17 protein-coding genes are annotated in these 16,909 nt (G+C 37.9%); 7 read left to right on the top strand and 10 right to left on the bottom strand.

Going from position 1 to position 16,909, the window contains the following annotated elements:
* Positions 1-161: 161 nt before the first annotated feature.
* The 6 genes from ACYVHJ_RS13135 to ACYVHJ_RS13110 form a co-directional block, all read right to left on the bottom strand.
* Positions 162-1,679, bottom strand: coding sequence for a GH3 auxin-responsive promoter family protein (locus tag ACYVHJ_RS13135; protein WP_460515484.1), 1,518 nt, complete (start codon positions 1,677-1,679; stop codon positions 162-164).
* Positions 1,680-1,699: 20 nt separating this feature from the next.
* Positions 1,700-2,431, bottom strand: a complete 732-nt coding sequence (lptB, locus tag ACYVHJ_RS13130) for an LPS export ABC transporter ATP-binding protein (RefSeq protein WP_460515482.1) — start codon at positions 2,429-2,431, stop codon at positions 1,700-1,702.
* Between the two features lie 2 nt (positions 2,432-2,433).
* Positions 2,434-4,134, bottom strand: a complete 1,701-nt coding sequence (gene recJ, locus ACYVHJ_RS13125) for a single-stranded-DNA-specific exonuclease RecJ (RefSeq protein WP_339902236.1) — start codon at positions 4,132-4,134, stop codon at positions 2,434-2,436.
* 109 nt (positions 4,135-4,243) lie between these two features.
* Positions 4,244-4,840, bottom strand: a complete 597-nt coding sequence (locus ACYVHJ_RS13120; protein WP_460515479.1) for an SPOR domain-containing protein — start codon at positions 4,838-4,840, stop codon at positions 4,244-4,246.
* A gap of 242 nt (positions 4,841-5,082) precedes the next feature.
* A complete protein-coding gene (gene lipA, locus ACYVHJ_RS13115; RefSeq protein WP_303612976.1) occupies positions 5,083-5,961 on the bottom strand; it encodes a lipoyl synthase in 879 nt (292 codons plus the stop codon).
* 68 nt (positions 5,962-6,029) lie between these two features.
* Positions 6,030-6,752, bottom strand: a complete 723-nt coding sequence (locus ACYVHJ_RS13110) for a hypothetical protein (RefSeq protein ID WP_339902238.1) — start codon at positions 6,750-6,752, stop codon at positions 6,030-6,032.
* A 420-nt stretch (positions 6,753-7,172) separates the two neighbouring features.
* Here ACYVHJ_RS13110 and ACYVHJ_RS13105 point away from each other — a divergent pair, with 420 nt between their 5' ends.
* The 3 genes from ACYVHJ_RS13105 to ACYVHJ_RS13095 are packed head-to-tail and all read left to right on the top strand — an operon-like array spanning position 7,173 to position 10,011.
* On the top strand, positions 7,173-7,721 hold the full coding sequence (locus ACYVHJ_RS13105; RefSeq protein ID WP_460515476.1) for an RNA polymerase sigma factor: 549 nt from the start codon (positions 7,173-7,175) through the stop codon (positions 7,719-7,721).
* A complete protein-coding gene (locus tag ACYVHJ_RS13100; RefSeq protein ID WP_460515473.1) occupies positions 7,702-9,030 on the top strand; it encodes an outer membrane beta-barrel protein in 1,329 nt (442 codons plus the stop codon). Before ACYVHJ_RS13105 ends, ACYVHJ_RS13100 begins: the two co-directional genes overlap by 20 nt.
* Before the next feature lie 24 nt (positions 9,031-9,054).
* On the top strand, positions 9,055-10,011 hold the full coding sequence (locus tag ACYVHJ_RS13095; RefSeq protein WP_339902867.1) for an FKBP-type peptidyl-prolyl cis-trans isomerase: 957 nt from the start codon (positions 9,055-9,057) through the stop codon (positions 10,009-10,011).
* 46 nt (positions 10,012-10,057) lie between these two features.
* Here the strand turns inward: ACYVHJ_RS13095 and ACYVHJ_RS13090 are convergent, their stop codons facing one another.
* The 4 genes from ACYVHJ_RS13090 to ACYVHJ_RS13075 all read right to left on the bottom strand — a co-directional run bounded on the left by ACYVHJ_RS13090 (position 10,058) and on the right by ACYVHJ_RS13075 (position 13,435).
* Positions 10,058-10,516: a hypothetical protein gene (locus tag ACYVHJ_RS13090; protein WP_339902868.1), complete on the bottom strand. Its 459-nt coding sequence runs from the start codon at positions 10,514-10,516 to the stop codon at positions 10,058-10,060.
* Positions 10,513-11,439: a calcium/sodium antiporter gene (locus tag ACYVHJ_RS13085; protein WP_339902869.1), complete on the bottom strand. Its 927-nt coding sequence runs from the start codon at positions 11,437-11,439 to the stop codon at positions 10,513-10,515. Before ACYVHJ_RS13085 ends, ACYVHJ_RS13090 begins: the two co-directional genes overlap by 4 nt.
* Positions 11,440-11,451: 12 nt before the next feature.
* On the bottom strand, positions 11,452-12,093 hold the full coding sequence (gene upp, locus ACYVHJ_RS13080; RefSeq protein WP_460515470.1) for a uracil phosphoribosyltransferase: 642 nt from the start codon (positions 12,091-12,093) through the stop codon (positions 11,452-11,454).
* A 70-nt stretch (positions 12,094-12,163) separates the two neighbouring features.
* Positions 12,164-13,435 carry an OmpA family protein gene (locus ACYVHJ_RS13075; RefSeq protein ID WP_460515468.1) on the bottom strand — a complete coding sequence of 424 codons (1,272 nt, stop codon included), beginning with the start codon at positions 13,433-13,435 and terminating at the stop codon, positions 12,164-12,166.
* A gap of 175 nt (positions 13,436-13,610) precedes the next feature.
* Between ACYVHJ_RS13075 and ACYVHJ_RS13070 the strand changes: the two genes are divergently transcribed.
* The 4 genes from ACYVHJ_RS13070 to obgE all read left to right on the top strand — a co-directional run bounded on the left by ACYVHJ_RS13070 (position 13,611) and on the right by obgE (position 16,858).
* Positions 13,611-14,528, top strand: coding sequence for a M20/M25/M40 family metallo-hydrolase (locus ACYVHJ_RS13070; RefSeq protein WP_460515466.1), 918 nt, complete (start codon positions 13,611-13,613; stop codon positions 14,526-14,528).
* Between the two features lie 88 nt (positions 14,529-14,616).
* Positions 14,617-15,153 (top strand): phosphoribosyltransferase, encoded by a 537-nt coding sequence (gene hpt / locus ACYVHJ_RS13065; RefSeq protein WP_460515464.1) that lies wholly within the window; start codon positions 14,617-14,619, stop codon positions 15,151-15,153.
* Between the two features lie 27 nt (positions 15,154-15,180).
* Positions 15,181-15,753 carry an adenylate kinase gene (locus ACYVHJ_RS13060; RefSeq protein ID WP_339902875.1) on the top strand — a complete coding sequence of 191 codons (573 nt, stop codon included), beginning with the start codon at positions 15,181-15,183 and terminating at the stop codon, positions 15,751-15,753.
* Positions 15,754-15,868: 115 nt separating this feature from the next.
* Complete coding sequence (gene obgE / locus ACYVHJ_RS13055) at positions 15,869-16,858, top strand: Obg family GTPase (protein ID WP_460515461.1); 990 nt, start codon at positions 15,869-15,871, stop codon at positions 16,856-16,858.
* Positions 16,859-16,909: the final 51 nt, after the last annotated feature.

Genomic DNA, 16,909 nt, shown 5'->3' with positions numbered 1-16,909 from the left:
ATTTAGAATCTTCTTTGGTTTATCTGCTTGGAGCCAAAAAGAGTTAATCAGGGCTAGGGAAGACTCAATAAATCAGTCGCTTTTTTGGAGAAAATGGCTTGATGAAATGCTTGTTTTAAAGCATTTCATCAAGCCATAGATTGTCTTTTTCATGATTCGTATTAAACGAATTTTAATATCTCTTCAATATATTCTCTATTGTTAGAAAGCCTTGGAACTTTATTTTGACCACCCAAGCGTCCTTTAGATTTAAGCCATTTTGTAAACAAGCCTTCTGAAGCAAAATGGAGGATAGGAAGTTTCAATACCATGTCCTTATACCTCTTCGCATCGTAATCTGAATTTACATTTCGCAATTCCTGATCCAGCCTTTGAAGGAATTCTGTCTTGTTATTGGGGAAATTGACAAATTCAATAATCCATTCGTGTGTGCCTTGTTCGTGATTGCTGTCAAAATAGACCGGGGCGGCGGTAAAGTTACTAATGGTTGCTCCGGTGGCATTACAGGTGATTTCCATGGCCTTCTCTGCATTTTCTACAATCAGCTCCTCCCCAAAGGCATTGATAAAATGTTTGGTCCTTCCGGAAATCTTTATTCTGTAGGGGTTTATTGAAGTGAATTTTACAGTGTCTCCAATTTTGTATCTCCACAATCCGGCATTGGTTGAAATCAACAATGCATAGTTTTTATCTTTTTTTACTTTATCCAAAGGGATAATCTCCGGATGCTCGCTTTCAATCTCTTCCATTGGGATGAACTCATAAAAAATACCATAATCCAGCATAAGCAATAATTCGTCAGAGTCTTTTTGATCTTTGATGCCGAAAAAGCCTTCTGAAGCATTGTAGGTCTCCATATAATGCATATTTGGGCTCGGAATTAAGCTTTCAAAAATGCTTTTATATGGGCCAAAGGCTACTGCGCCGTGAAAGAATACTTCCAGATTAGGCCATACCTCCAAGATGTTTTTACTATTGGTTTTTTCAAGTACTTTTTTGAGCAGGACTAAGGTCCAGGTGGGAACACCTGTAAGGCTGGTGACATTTTCTTTCAAGGTCTCCTCTACCATTTTTTCAATTTTCTCCTCCCACTCACTCATCAAAGCCACCTCTAAACTTGGTGTTCTGGCCATTTGGGCCCATACGGGTAGATTTCTTGTGATTACAGCTGAAATATCTCCTGAAAAACTATTTTCATTAAAATCAAGGTTGTTTGTCTGCAAACTTCCTCCAATGGTAAGGCTCTTTCCGGTGAATAGTTTGGTTTCAGGATAATTGTTAATATAGAGGGAAAGCATGTCTTTTCCTCCTTTAAAATGGCAGTCTTCCAGACTTTCAGGAGAGACCGGGATGAATTTACTCCTGGAAGATGTTGTGCCCGAAGATTTTGAGAACCAATGAATTGGGGTAGGCCATAATACATTTTGCTGGCCTTTCATGGTTTGCTCAATATAGGGCTTTATGGTTTCATAATCATGAACAGGCACCCATGCATTATAGTCTTCATAAGCAGAAATTTTCCCAAAATTGTATCTCTTGCCAAACTCCGTATGTTTTGCCGTATGAATCAACTTGAATAAGATCTCTCTTTGGGTTTCAAGTGGATTGTTTTTGAATTTTTCGATCTGGCCTATGCGGTTTTTTAGGATCCAGGTCATAAAAGTATTGATCAATTCCATGGTGGAGGTTTGGTCCGTTTTTATATTTTTCTTTTCAGCTCGAAATTCTTTCCCAGGTAAACTTTCCTTACCTGCTCATCGGCTGCCAGTTCTTCAGCTGTTCCTGCCTTCAGGAGTTTGCCTTCAAACATTAAGTAAGCACGGTCTGTAATGGATAAGGTTTCATTTACATTGTGATCAGTAATGAGTATACCGATATTTTTATTTTTTAATTTGGCTACGATGCTCTGGATTTCTTCTACAGCAATTGGATCCACTCCGGCAAATGGCTCATCGAGCAATACAAAATTAGGATCTACAGATAGTGCTCTGGCAATCTCTGTGCGCCTTCTTTCCCCTCCGGAGAGCACCATGCCCAAGTTCTTTCTAACATGGGTAAGGCTAAACTCTTCTAATAACTCTTCAACTTTTTCCTTTTGTGCTTTCTTGGGGATATTACTCATTTCCAAAACAGCCATGATGTTTTCCTCTACAGTTAGTTTTCTGAATACAGAGGCTTCTTGAGCAAGATACCCAATGCCTAACTTTGCCCTTTTGTACATAGGTAAAGGAGTAATGTCTTGGTTGTCCAGGTATACGGTTCCTCCGTTGGGTTGTACCAATCCCACTATCATATAAAACGAGGTGGTTTTTCCTGCTCCATTTGGCCCTAGAAGCCCTACGATTTCTCCTTGTCCTACTTCCACGGAAATATCGTTTACTACCTTCTTTTTCTTGTATATTTTAACAAGGTGCTCTGCCTTTAATATCATGTTTAATCAAATTTGATATCCTTTACGTAAAGTTGCAAACTACTGGTGTTTCTGAATGTGTTTTCTCTTATTTCAAAGGCGATATTAAATCGCATTTTACTATTTAATAAGTCGTAATAATCTGCAAAACCAAACCCGATGCATACAGGTTTGGTGCTCTGTCCATCTTGAATAATGTCAAAACGTAGATGTTTGTCTTTTAGCACACGTACGTTTTCTGCAAAAACCTGGTTGGCGCAGAATACAGGTTCGGGGTTTCCCGGTCCAAAGGGAGTCATCTGTTTAAGAATATTGTAAAATCTATAGTTGATTTGATCCAGGATTAATTCATCATCAATCTCCAAAATGGGTTTCATATGGATTTCACTTACCCTATTGCTTACTACTGATTCAAACTTCTCTTGAAATGCGGGTACATTCTCTACGGATAGGGTGAGGCCGGCCGCATATTTATGTCCTCCAAACTGTTCTAGCAGGTCGCTGCACTCTTCTATGGCTTCATAAATATTGAAATCAAATACGGATCGAGCACTGCCTGTGGCTTTATTGTTGGACTCTGTAAGTATGATGGTTGGTCGATAATATTTTTCTATGCAACGAGAAGCCACTATGCCGATGACGCCTTTGTGCCAGTCTTCTTTGAATAACACGGTGCTCCTAAACTCTCCGTCCATTTCCTTGGCTTCTATCATTTCCAAGGCTTCCCTGGTGATGTTTTCATCGAAATTTTTCCGTGCTGCATTAACATCCTCTACGAGTTCTGCACGTCGAACAGCCTCGTCCAGGTCCTTTGAAATAAGGAGTTCTACTGAGGCTTTGGCATGTTCCAGCCTCCCTGAGGCATTAATCCTTGGGCCAATTTTAAAAACAATATCTGTAATGTTAATATCTTTTTCTAATTTACCTTTTAGAATAAGCGCTTTTATTCCAGGTCTGGGATTGTTGTTCAGTCTTTCCAGACCAAAGTAGGCCAATATTCTATTTTCTCCTGAAATGGGTACAATGTCTGATGCAATACTGATCACCAGCAAGTCTAAGAAAGCGTAGAGATTGTTTTGATTTCTTCCTGTAAATTGAGAAAAAGCTTGAATGAGTTTAAAGCCTACTCCACAGCCGCTTAATTCTTTAAAAGGGTAGGGGCAGTCTTTTCTTTTAGGGTCTAAAACGGCGATGGCTTGGGGCAGGGTTTCCCCCGGTGTATGGTGGTCACAAATAATGAAATCTACACCCAATTCATTGGCCAAGTCAATTTTATCTAAGGCTTTGATTCCACAATCAAGAGAAACTACCAAGCTAAAATTATTTTCTGCTGCATAACGAACCCCTTTCTCAGAAATACCATAGCCCTCTTTGTATCTGTCAGGAATATAAAAAGCTACATTTGGATAAAACGATCGAATAAATCCGTAAAAAAGTGCCACAGATGTGGTTCCATCTACATCGTAATCTCCATAAACCAGTATGTTTTCACTTTTCTCAATCGCTTGATGTAACCTTTGAACGGCCACATCCATGTCTTTCATGAGGTAGGGGTCATGTAGTTTATCTAAGTCAGGTCGGAAGAAATCCTTAGCTTGTTGAAAGTCAGAAATGCCGCGGTTCACCAGCACATTGGCTAGTGTTGGGTTTACGTTTATTTCATTGCTGAGGTGTTCTACTAATTCGGAATTTGCCTTGTCTTTATGTTTCCATCTATAGTCCATGGCGCGTAAATTACAAAACAAACAGGCGATTCAACTAAAAAAACACCTTAATAATTTTAATATAAATTGTACGTTTTACTTAATGTCCATGCATTGAGAACATTACCAATTATTCAATGACTTCAGAAAGAACCTCTTTAAGGGCGATTCTATTTCCATCTTTGTAAGGAACAATCCAGGCTTCTTTAACCCCAATTTTCCTCAGTTTTTTCTTGAATAGATCTGCCATGTCGTAATCTCTAAATTGACCCAAAATATATTTGATATACCCGTCTTCATCGATTATTTTTAAGTCACTGCCATTCTCGGTAAGCTCCCTTAAGTCGAGCTCATCAAATGCAGCCAATTGGACTTTGAAAACAAGACCCTTATTCCACTCATCCTCGAGAGGGTTTCTGTTTTCGTTCGATTCTTGGTTTTGTTCAGTACTTAAGCTTATGACCTGTCGGGAGAGCCTGTCAATCTCATTTTCTTTTCTACTGATTTGTTGCTCGATATAGGAGATTTTTTCCAAAAGATTAAAATTCTCTTGAGATAGAGTGTTTTTTTCTTCGACCAAAGCTTTAAATGCTTCAGGACTCATTTCTTTTTTCTGTTGTTTCCAGGATTTGTACTCCTCTTTTGTTAGCCCACCTACTGTCTTAGAAGAACAGTTGAAAAAAACTGTAGCGATTATTACTATTAGTAATGTTTTGGTAAAAGTCATTTTAATGCACGTTTAAAATCCCGTTATATTGCTAAGGTATAGACAGGCATAAGGTACAAAAAATTAGCCATTATCCTTTCCTTCCTTAAAAAAATCATAGCACCCCGGTATTCTATTATAAAGTTGACCAGGGTGCTGGAATTTTGTCTTGGAGTAAGTGTTTGCTTTACAGTTACTTATTCTTTTGTCTTTCCGTAAATAAAGAATATTTACTGGAACTAGACTGATAAGGTATAGTTAATTTATACGTTCACATGACGCTCTGCATGGTAAGAAGACCTCACCAGTGGGCCTGATTCCACATATTTTAAGCCTCTTTTTAGCCCTTCTTCTCGGTAAGCATCAAATTGATCCGGATGAATAAATTCAGCAACCTCAATATGCATTTTGGTGGGCTGTAAATATTGGCCGAGCGTTAATATGTCGCAGCCATTTTCAGCTAAATCATCCATGGCCTTATGCACCTCATCTTGCTTTTCACCTAAGCCTAGCATAATGCCTGTTTTAGTCCTTTTACCAAACTCCTTGGTAAGTTTTATTTGCTCAAGTGACCGGTGGTATTTGGCCTGAGGCCTAACCCTTCTGTAGAGTCTTTCAACCGTCTCTACATTGTGTGATACCACTTCTTGCCCTGCACTTATCATTCGGTACAATGCGTCCCAATTACTCTTTACATCAGGGATTAAGGTTTCGATGGTGGTTTCTGGGGAACTTTTCTTGGTTTCGGCTACTGTCCTGTACCAAATATCTGCACCTTTGTCTTTCAGTTCATCTCTATTTACTGAAGTGATTACAGCATGTTTGACTTGCATCAATGTTATGGCTTCAGCAACTCTTCTGGGTTCGTCTTCATCATATTCCGGCGGCCTGCCTGTGGCTACCGCACAAAAAGAGCATGACCTTGTACAAACATTGCCTAGAATCATAAAGGTTGCAGTTCCTGCTCCCCAGCATTCACCCATATTTGGGCAATTTCCACTTTCGCAAATGGTGTGTAGTTTGTGCTCATCTACTAATTTGCGAACATGGGCATATTCTTTACCCACAGGTAATTTAACCCTTAACCAATTGGGCTTTTTTCTTTTGGTTTGTTCTTCAGAAATTACAGGTAATTCTATCATATCGGGTTGTTAAATCCGTTCAAAATTAGTCATTAAATTTGAGTTAACCCAAATGAATGCCGAACTCTCTATCTTCTAAATCCATAGTAGAGGGTGACAAACGCCGATTGGAATATTTGTCTGTTTTCGGTGGTAGGCATTAAGGGAATCTCTTTGGTAAAACCTTCTAATTGGTAGCCAAGTTCCAGACCTGTTACATTTGACTTTAAAAAACCAAATTCGAAATTGATGGCTGCTTTGGCATTTCCACCAAAAGCAATTTCAGATTCTCCGATTCCTTCAAAAAGTCGGCCAGGACCAAGTATATCAAATTTACTTTGATGGACTTCCGGATCATAAGGTTCTCGCACAGTTTCCGTCCGATTAATATAATACTCTATATAATATGGAGCAAGTAAACCAATGGTTGGTCCAATGGCTGCTAAAAATGAAATTTGGACCCCTTGATGAGGAGCTTTCTTAAAAGCAATTATTTCTCGACCATATTGAGGTCGAATAGCATAGAGGTAATTTGACTTGCCAAAAATATAGGTGTTGCCCAAAGCAGTTGGGTACCTCACTTCTTTAGGGTTTTTGACATTGGCCAGTTCTAAATTAAAAAATTGGAACAGGTTGTCATTTATTCTGGAACCAATTTTAAAACTTACACCTCCAATCAATCCGCCATTGGTGTTTTTATTGATGCCAAAGAGCACCTCTTTGTCATAGTCATAGTTGCCGGATTCTTCTTCCTGCGCCTTTAAACTGAAGCAGGAGGCGAAAAGGAAAGTAAACAATAGGAAATATTTCATTTCTTTAGTTATAAGCGATTAACAATTTAAACGCTAAATTTACATTTATTGTTATTTATCAGGTACTAAAAATAGTCAGATTAAGTTTATCATGCAAAAGCAGCAAATTATGTCGTGTTAATGTACGAGTTGGGTTGAATAGTATTAAGCAATAAAACCTTTTTCTAAAATAAATCCTATTGGTCAATAAAATTCATGGAAAAGAAAGAGGCAATTCATAATTTTTTTATTCCTCTTTTTCTTTTCTTTGAACAATGAGTAAGAGGCTGTATGATAGCTTTATAACTGTGTTTTTATTGAGTTATCAAAAGTCCTGATTTGTGTAAATATTAAAAATAACAGGAAAATATTACAGTTGCTGTAGCGTTTTCTAAGTACTGTCCGTATAGGTTAAAAATATACCCAATAAAAAATAGGCTTTTGGAGAAGGATCTCATACAAGAAGCACAGAAGCGAGATAAAAAATCGTTAGAAAGGCTTTATAGGCACTTTTATGGCTATGCTATGAGTATTGCTCTAAGGTATTCCGGGAATCGGGAGGAGGCCTGCGAAATTGTAAATGATAGTTACATGAAAGCCTTTGATAAGTTGGACCAGTTTAGTTTAGACAATTCTTTTAAGTCTTGGTTTCGACGGATAATCATTAATACTTCCGTGGATTACTACCGGAAGAATTTAAAACATCAAGGGATCACGGATATAGAAAAAGCGCATGCTGAAACTTATAATCCTGATATCATAGATGAGCTTTCGAAAGAAGAAATTTTAAATTGTCTTAGCGAATTACCTGATATTCTGAGAGTTATTTTCAATATGTACGAAATAGAAGGGTATAGGCATGCAGAAATTAGCGAAAAGTTAGGCATTCCATCTAGCACCTGTCGCACCTATTTGGCAAGGGCTAAGGAGAGGTTAAGAGACAAAATTATTGCACTTAATTGTATAAAAAATGAAGGAGCAGTTCGATAAGAAACTAGCGGAGAAAATAGAAGCCTCCTTCAGCAATCATGAGGAGCCATATGATCCCAAACAGTGGGATAAGTTTTCAGATGCTTATTTTAAGCCTAAGAAACCGGCTTGGATGATCTATTGGCCATTTGTGACTGCCGGAGTTGCGGCTAGTTTATTGTTCTTTTTCTTATATTTTCCAAAACAAAAAGAAATTGGGCAAAAGGTAAAATCCATTACTGATGCAGTTGTAAATGAAAAGTTACCTTCTTTCAGAAAAGAAGAACAGAATATTGAGTTGGGCAATAATATTGTATCAAGTGCCCAAGATAATACGGAGCAAGAACATATTGATCCGTATAAATCAAAGACCTCTAATCTAAAAACTGAACAAAATATTGATATTAATAGGGGGCAAGTTCCAATAGTTCCAATAGTTCCAAATCAGGAGGAAAGCTTGATTCCCTTCATTTTAGAAGATTTTTCTTTGACTTGGGATGAATTTCAGTCTGCAATAGTAGCAAGTTTTGATACCCTTCAAAACAATGCCGGATTGGATTTAGGGGACCATAAGGCAATGTCTGTCGCAGAAGCCCAATCATTGGTGGATCAATGGAAATCACCGGGTTCAGAAGAGCAGTCTATAGAAGTAGCGTCTTCTGAAAAGACCTTAAAACTAGGGCTAATGGTAAGTCCTCAAGCCAATTCCAATCCAGTGTCAGGAATGAATCTGGGAGCGGGAATAATGTCTGAGATTTCATTGACTAAGAAGTTAAAATTAGATATAGGTTTGGCCTATGCAAATCAGCGCATGGGGGCACAAGCAAACCAAGGTATGAGAGAGATGCTTGCTGCGCCGGATGGAGATTATCAAAAAATGAGCAGTAATATAATTGAAACTGAATATAGGCTTAATTTTGCCTCTTTAGATATCCCAATAAACTTAAAATATAAATTCTATGATAAAGAACAAACAGGCATGTATTTTATCACAGGTTTGTCGAGTATGGTATATTTAGATCAGAATACAGTTGAGTCCTATCAAGCGCAATCTTTGTTCAATGCAAATAGTGTCAGTGGAGCCTTGGAATATGCTCCCTCTGTTCAAAGCTTTAGTAATGTATATACCCCTGAAAGTGGTCAAAGCAATGCCGATGTTGCAGGCCTTTTAAACCTTTCCTTCGGTTATGAGTACAAGTTAAATAAGGGCTTTTATGTCTCCTTTGAACCCTTTTATAAATTACCGCTTGGGAACCTTACCTTTGCCAATCAGCAATTCTCAATTGGTGGAGTTAACCTGCGAATGAATTTCAATTTTAAAAATAAATAACAAACCAAAAATTAATTGATTACCATGATTTTAAAGAACAAATTTACTTGGCTATTAGGTCTAGTTATATTAGTGACATCCTGCCTTGATGATTCGCCAACAGATATTGAGTTGGACATGCAAAGAGATGACCTTGCCTTGGAGAATTATATTAATTCAAATAATATTGATGCCACAAAAACTCAATCAGGATATTATTATACAAAAACGGTTGAAGTACCTGAGGGAGACCAGTTTGTAAGTGATGATTATATTGGGGTTTATTATGAAATCAAAAGTCTAGATGGTCAATTGATAGATTCTCACTTAGATGAAAGCCTGGAACCTAAAATATTTAGATATAGTCAGGATGGATTGTGGCCTATAGCCATTACTTATGCTTCCGGTTTGGCTAAGGTAGGAGAAGAAATGACCGTCTATTCTCCTTCTTACCTCGCCTTTGGTAATTATAGCTATGAAACATTGATTTTATCCTCCTCCAATTTAATTATAAAATTAAAGTATGCTGCCAAATACACGGAGGAAGAACTTAAGGAGCGAGAAGAAGCAATGATTGCTGATTATATTGCTACGGAACAACTAGAAGGTTTTGAGGAAGTTGAAGAAGGTGTATATGTGCGTACAATAACTGAAGGTGATGATTCCAAAACCGAATCTCAGCTTGGAAGTACAGTTTCTGTAGACTTCGAATTGTTTGAACTTGGGGCAGATGACCCTGTTTACGAATCCTATGAAAGTAATCAGCCGACCTCTGTATCTATAGGGAATTCCGGCCTAGAATTTTTGAACGATGGATTGATTGATGTTTATCCCGATCAGAAGTTGGAGATACTGTCTACCTCTTTTAAAGCTTATGACCAATCCATTCAAATATTTCCATCAGTAATCCGAGAGGATCTTGTAAGCCTTGGTGAACAAATTGATTTGGTAAGGCCGTTTACCCCTATTTTATTTAAAGCAGAAGTGCTTTCTGTCAATTAAACATTGCCGAAAAGCTAAAAAAAGGGGTTGATTTTAACCCCTTTTTTTATGTCCAAAGCTCTCTTAATAAAGGGATTTTTAATAATTCTTCAATGCTTAAGCCAAAAATAAATGACCATAATAGGGCACTAATTAACATCGAGAATAATATTTTCTTCTTGGCTACCCCAAAGGATGTCAGTACCACAGTACCGCCAATTGGTGTTAAAATAAGAGGCGTTAATAAAGCGATACCCCAAATACCAAATTTCTTCCATACTTTGATGGTATTCCTTGTTCGTTTAGAAAATTTTTTAGATTTTTTTTTGATGATGATAGTCCAGTTTTTTTTAAACCATTCCCCCAGAAATGTAAATAGAAATACTGAAGTCATCATACCCGAAACTGTGACCAGTATAATTTCTATCAAACCATAACCTGCCGCAGCCCCTAATAATGGGCCGGCAATAAATTTAAATAAGCAGAGAAAGTATATACCTGCAAATGTAATCAAGTATTCACTCATGAAATAAGGATATAAATATACAATAGGTATCCAGAGAGTAAAACAGCTCCTTTTATTCTGGTGATAATATAATTGATTCGCATGATGGGAAGGAGAAGGATAGTAAATCCCAGCATCCACACAAAGTCTGTAAAAATAAATTCTGTGGCTACATCTATTGGTTTGATAAGTGCTGTAATGCCTATAATAGAGAATACATTCATAATGTTACTCCCTAAAATATTCCCTAAAGCCATTTCAGTTTCTTTTTTTAAAGCAGCTAAAACTGAGGTAACTAGTTCAGGTAAACTAGTACCTATGGCGATGATTGTGACCCCAATTATTCGCTCACTCACCCCAAAGTTTCTTGCGATTAGAGATGCATTACCTACAACCAACTCTGAGCCAAAATAAAGACCTGCAGCTCCCCCAATCAATTGTAAGATTGCCAGCCAGGGAGATTGTTTTTTCATCAAAGCGGCTTCTTCTTCAGTAAATTCTACTCTTTCAATTGTTTTGAAAAAATACCAATTGAGGGCGATAAAACAAGAAAATAAAATTACACCTTCATATAGGGAAATGACCCCGTTGAAGGCCATCATATAAAATAATACTGAACTAATTAAAGTAAAAGGATAATCTAATTTCAGCGTGGATTTTTGAATATATATGGGGAATATTATAGCGCTAATACCCAATACAAGACTAATATTCGAAATATTGCTGCCGATCACATTTCCTACTGTAATGTCACTAGAGCCTTTAAGCGAGGCAGTCACACTTACCAATAGCTCAGGAGCAGAAGTTCCAAAGGCAACAATTGTAAGACCTATTAACCCGGGGCTAAGCCCCAATCTAGCAGCAATAGCTGAAGCGCCATCAACAAGAAATTTCCCTCCCAATAATAGGATTAGGAAACCTATTGCCAGTATTAAGTAGCTCATGTTTAAATAATATTAAATTTTAGGACCAAATGCGAGGTCTCCAGCATCCCCTAAACCGGGGACGATGTAGGATTGTTGGTTTAATTTTTCATCTAATGCCCCTATCCAAAATCGATGAGGAAGGTCTAGGTTTTCCTTGATATGTTTTATTCCTTCAGGAGCTGCAAAGGCGCTAAGAATTTCAATTTGTTTTGGCTTACCATGCCCTTTAATCGCATCAATACTTTTTATAAAGGATTTCCCCGTGGCAAGCATTGGGTCAACTATGAGCACAGTCTTTCCAGTAAGATTCGGTGCCGCAAGGTAATTCAAGGAAATTTCTACATTATCATCACTTTCCTTCCGATAGGCACCAATAAAACCACTATCAGCCTGATCGAAAAAATTTAAAACTCCTTGATAAAATGGAACAGCAGCTCTCAAAACGGCAATAATTACAGGCTGTTCTTTTAGTAAAGGTGTTTCTACTTTTGCCAGAGGGCTAGTTATGGAGCTTGGCGTATAAGGAAGCGCTTTAGAAACCTCATAGGCTAATATTTCACCTACTCTTTCCAGGTTTTTCCTGAACCGTAATCGATCCTTCTGAATGTGGATGTCACGAAGCTCGGCCAAAAACTGGTTTGCAATTGAATTGTTTTGGTTTAGAATAAACATGATAGGACAAAGTAAAACAAAAAAACCCGATCTTTTAAGATCGGGTTTTAAATATTATTTATGAATCCTATTATTGGATCTCAAAACTTACTCTTCTAGCCATTTGTCTAGCATCTGTAGAAGATTTGTCTACGCTTGTGTCTTCACCGTAACCTTTATAAGAAAGTCTAGATGCATCTACTCCTGTAGCTACTAGCAAATCATAAACAGATTTAGCTCTTTTTTCAGAAAGCTTCATGTTATAGTTCTCAGGACCTAACTCATCAGCATAACCTTTGATTTCAACCTGAACACCTGGGTTTCTCTTCATGAAGTTTGCTACATAATTAGCAGAAGAAGCAGAATATCCAAGTGGTTTAGAGCTATCGAATGCAAAATATACATTTACATACTGATCATTGATAGCTTTAGCAAGGTAATCAACTTCTTCAGTGTCTTCAGGAGCACATCCTTCAAGAGAAGCTGGACCTGGAACGAAAGGACATTTGTCTAAGTGGTCAGGAAGACCATCACCATCAGAATCCATAGTAGTACCTGCGGAATTTACCCTTGCTCCGGCTGGAGTGTTAGGCTCTTTGTCCAAATAATCAGGAACGCCATCACCATCAGAATCTTTTAGCATGTCTTTGATCTCACCGATCTGAGTAGCCAATTCATCCTTAGTAGCATACTTGTTTTCTCTGATATACCAATCAGCGTGAGTGTCGTTACTACCTAGATAGAAAGTAAGACCTAAAGTACCGGTCCACCATACAGAATTCATTCCGTAATATCCATCATCAGCAGCTGAAATATCAGAAGCTCCGTCGAAAGCTACTGATTGACGTCCTGCAACAAAATTAGTGATGTCACCATTTAGGGCAACTCTGTCACTTAGTTTAACTTGCAGGGTCATACCTGTACTGACATTGTACTGGCTGTCCTTTACGTCTGCAAATTCATTTTCTTGAGGAGTTAGCTGGCTGATTCCACCGCCAAAGTGGCCCAAAAGATTGAAAGTTTGTGAAAAGGTTTCCCAGTTCAGGATTCTTCCAAGATTTGCAACTCCTTGTAGGTTTAGACGGTAATAATTTGTTGAAAAATCAGGAGTGTCGCTAGCATTTTTAAAGCTACCGATACCAAAATCTAATTTGGTTCCAAATTTTTCGTTAAACATATACCTGACTCCAAGGTCGGCATGTCCTAAGTTAAGGGTAGGTGAGTAATAACCTGGCGTAATTGGAGCCATTGGTTTATTGAACCCTCCATTAACCTCTACAGACCATTTGTTGAAGTCGTCTTGAGCATTAGCACCTACAGCTAAAGCACCAACCATTAGTGTTGATAGTATTATTTTTTTCATGATAAAAAATTTTTTACAACATTCAGTGTTTTAATTGATTTTGATTGCTATTAGATTTTTACTCGGTTTATGATACAAATGTATATTAATTTACGGGAACTTTAAACATCTATGTCAATTGTTTCAATAAAAACTAATTTGATCCCGAAATTTATAAAAATATTTAACATAAACTATGCCATTCACAAATTTATTAAAAGAAATTCTTCATTTAGAAAGTGTGTCAGGTGATGAAGCAAATATATCTGCATTTATCTTAAACCATATTTTAGAACGTAAAGACAATTGGAAAGTTGCACCAAAAATTTATTTCGGTGAAGAATTTCAAGACAATATAGTTCTTGTTTTTGGAGCGCCTAGAACTGCTGTATTTGCCCACATGGATACGGTTGGTTTTACGGCCAGATATGAAAACCAACTTGTGCCCATTGGTGGTCCGGAAGTATCGGATGGTGTATGGCTGGTTGGGCAGGATGAGGCCGGGCCCATTAGGTGTAGGGTTAAGGAAATTGATGGAAATTTGTATCATGATTTCCCGAGAAAAATTCAAACAGGAACTTTACTTTCCTTTGAACAGCATGTCAAGATGGAAAACGGTTATCTGGAAGGTGCCTTTTTAGACAATAGGTTGGGGGTATATACCTTACTTCAATTGTGTGAAACAATAGAAAATGGAGTGCTTGTATTCAGTACGTATGAAGAGCATGGGGGTGGATCTGTTCCTTTTCTTGTTAAATTTATTTATGATCATTGGAAAATTAAGCAAGCCCTTATAGCGGATGTGACTTGGATTACTGATGGGGTCCATTTTAATGAAGGGGTAGTCATTTCCATGAGAGATAGTTTTATTCCTCGTAAGAAATTTGTCGATAAAATTATTGAAATGGCGCGTGCATCGAATATCCCTTTTCAACTTGAGGTTGAAGCTTATGGGGGAAGCGATGGAAGGGAAATTCAAATGAGTCCTTATCCAATAGATTGGTGTTTTATCGGACTTCCAGAGGAAAATCCCCACAGTCCGGTTGAGAAGGTGACTTTGTCAGATTTGGAAAGTATGATTAAATTGTACCAATATTTATTACAATATTTGTAATGATTTGAATTATATTCTTTATTTATCACCCTATTATTGTATACAAATAATTTAAGGCCACACGCGCACACACACACATCCGGTTAAAATGATTCAATTAAAAAACCTGGTTTTTGAGCAATATCTAAAAGAAGCCGTCCTATTAAAAAGGGTAAAAGAACTTGCCAATGCTATAAATCATGATTATCGAGGAAAAAATCCCATTTTTTTAGCCGTTTTAAACGGTAGTTTTATGTTTATGTCTGATATTTGCAAAGAAGTTTCTGTCGATGTTAAAGTGAGCTTTATTAAAATTGCCTCCTATACCGGTATAAAATCTGATGGGAAAGTTAGGGATATGATAGGCTTGGAGGAATCGCTTCAGGGAAAAGATGTCATTATAGTAGAAGATATTGTGGATACAGGTAATAGTATGTGGCATCTTCTTGAAACAATCAATGCCCAAAAACCTAAAAGTGTTGAGATAGTCAGCCTACTGACCAAACCGGAAGCCCTAAAAAAGCCTATTGATATTAAGTATGTAGGTTTTGAAATTCCCGACTTATTTGTGGTAGGGTATGGCTTGGATTTTGAAGGTCTGGGGAGAAACTTGAGAGATTTATACCAAATAGTTGATAAAAATTAATACTCTATTTATATTAAAATTACACTTATGTTAAATATCGTTTTGTTTGGCCCTCCTGGAGCAGGTAAAGGGACCCAAAGTGAAAAGTTGATAGAAAAATACAATATTGAACACATATCCACCGGGGATTTATTCAGAAAGCATTTGGGTGAAGGTACTGAGCTAGGGAAGTTGGCCCGCAAATACATGGACGAAGGAAATCTTGTTCCGGACGAAGTTGTAATTGGTATGGTAGAAGACAAGATCAACCATTCTTTGGATGCCAATGGGGTGATTTTTGATGGTTTTCCTAGGACTGTTGCACAGGCTGAAGCACTTGATGCCTTGTTGACCAAAAAAGGGACGGCTATTTCAGGAATGATAGCTTTGGAGGTTCCTGAGGAAGAGTTGAAAAACAGATTGATGGAAAGAGGGAAAACTTCCGGAAGGGTGGACGATCAAGACGAAGAAAAGATTAACAATAGGATTAAAGTTTACAATCAGGAGACTTTGCCGGTTGCGAATTATTACCAAAAGCAAGGGAAATTGTCCAAAATTCATGGTGTTGGTGCCATCGAAGAAATCTTTGAAAAGATTTGTGCTGTTGTTGATAAGTATTAATCACTATCTTTGCATGATAATTTTATGGCTGAGCTTTTAAGCTTGGCCATTTTCTTTTCACCCAAACCTTGGTAAGAGAAGAATAAATAGAAGTACTAATTAAACAAGGAAAGCAGTGGCAGGATCCAATTTTATTGATTACGTAAAATTCTGTTCCCGGTCGGGAGCAGGAGGAAATGGGTCAGTTCATTTCAGACGAGAAAAACATGTGCCCAAAGGCGGTCCTGATGGGGGGGATGGTGGCAGAGGAGGCCATATTATTCTAAGAGGAAATGCCCAGTTGTGGACCCTATTGCATCTGAAATATAAAAAACATGTCATCGCAGACAGGGGGAATAATGGTGAAGGAGGAAGAAGAAAAGGTGCTGATGGGAAAGACGTTATTTTAGAAGTGCCCATTGGTACTGTAGCACGTGAGGCAGAGACAGGTGAGCTCAGGTGTGAAATTACTGAAGATGGTCAAGAGTTTGTTTTGACTCCCGGAGGTAGAGGAGGGCAAGGTAATGACCACTTTAAGACCTCGACCAATCAAGCTCCCCATTATGCCCAGCCTGGAGGGGAAGGTATAGAGGAATGGATCATTCTGGAACTCAAATTATTGGCTGATGTAGGGTTGGTGGGCTTCCCAAATGCAGGTAAATCAACTTTGTTGGCCAGCGTGTCTGCAGCAAAACCTGAAATTGCTGATTACGCCTTTACCACATTGATCCCGAATTTAGGTGTAGTGGACTATAGAGATGGTAAGTCTTTTGTCATGGCAGATATACCCGGGATTATTGAAGGTGCCGCTAAAGGAAAGGGTTTAGGCCTTAGGTTTTTACGGCATATTGAGCGGAATTCCATACTCTTGTTTTTAGTACCGGCAGATGCCGACCATATTGGTGAGCAATACGCCATTTTATTGGACGAAATCAAAAGATACAATCCAGAGCTCCTGGATAAAAAACGGATTTTGGCCATTTCCAAAGCAGATTTGTTGGATGAAGAGCTTATGGAAGCTTTAAAACCTGAAATACCTAAAGATGTACCTCATCTTTATTTTTCTTCCGTGACGGGTTTTCAGTTGCCTGCACTTAAAGATTTGATTTGGAGTGCATTGCAGTAAATGTGTCAGAATGTCATATTAATTGAAAATGGCAAGTTAATTGTTTAAAGG

Source organism: Cyclobacterium sediminis (assembly GCF_054781075.1).
Note: the sequence above shows the minus strand (reverse complement) of the source record. Positions and strands in the feature narration are given on the sequence as shown.

What these genes read in the sequence shown, in the direction of transcription:
- recJ (WP_339902236.1), bottom strand. Translation starts at nt 4,134, where the DNA reads ATGGACTATAGATGGAAACATAAAGACAAGGCAAATTCCGAATTAGTA.
- ACYVHJ_RS13110 (WP_339902238.1), bottom strand. Translation starts at nt 6,752, where the DNA reads ATGAAATATTTCCTATTGTTTACTTTCCTTTTCGCCTCCTGCTTCAGT.
- ACYVHJ_RS13090 (WP_339902868.1), bottom strand. Translation starts at nt 10,516, where the DNA reads ATGAGTGAATACTTGATTACATTTGCAGGTATATACTTTCTCTGCTTA.
- ACYVHJ_RS13075 (WP_460515468.1), bottom strand. Translation starts at nt 13,435, where the DNA reads ATGAAAAAAATAATACTATCAACACTAATGGTTGGTGCTTTAGCTGTA.
- ACYVHJ_RS13135 (WP_460515484.1), bottom strand. Translation starts at nt 1,679, where the DNA reads ATGGAATTGATCAATACTTTTATGACCTGGATCCTAAAAAACCGCATA.
- ACYVHJ_RS13070 (WP_460515466.1), top strand. Translation starts at nt 13,611, where the DNA reads ATGCCATTCACAAATTTATTAAAAGAAATTCTTCATTTAGAAAGTGTG.
- ACYVHJ_RS13060 (WP_339902875.1), top strand. Translation starts at nt 15,181, where the DNA reads ATGTTAAATATCGTTTTGTTTGGCCCTCCTGGAGCAGGTAAAGGGACC.
- ACYVHJ_RS13100 (WP_460515473.1), top strand. Translation starts at nt 7,702, where the DNA reads ATGAAGGAGCAGTTCGATAAGAAACTAGCGGAGAAAATAGAAGCCTCC.
- lipA (WP_303612976.1), bottom strand. Translation starts at nt 5,961, where the DNA reads ATGATAGAATTACCTGTAATTTCTGAAGAACAAACCAAAAGAAAAAAG.
- ACYVHJ_RS13085 (WP_339902869.1), bottom strand. Translation starts at nt 11,439, where the DNA reads ATGAGCTACTTAATACTGGCAATAGGTTTCCTAATCCTATTATTGGGA.
- lptB (WP_460515482.1), bottom strand. Translation starts at nt 2,431, where the DNA reads ATGATATTAAAGGCAGAGCACCTTGTTAAAATATACAAGAAAAAGAAG.
- ACYVHJ_RS13095 (WP_339902867.1), top strand. Translation starts at nt 9,055, where the DNA reads ATGATTTTAAAGAACAAATTTACTTGGCTATTAGGTCTAGTTATATTA.
- ACYVHJ_RS13120 (WP_460515479.1), bottom strand. Translation starts at nt 4,840, where the DNA reads ATGACTTTTACCAAAACATTACTAATAGTAATAATCGCTACAGTTTTT.
- hpt (WP_460515464.1), top strand. Translation starts at nt 14,617, where the DNA reads ATGATTCAATTAAAAAACCTGGTTTTTGAGCAATATCTAAAAGAAGCC.
- upp (WP_460515470.1), bottom strand. Translation starts at nt 12,093, where the DNA reads ATGTTTATTCTAAACCAAAACAATTCAATTGCAAACCAGTTTTTGGCC.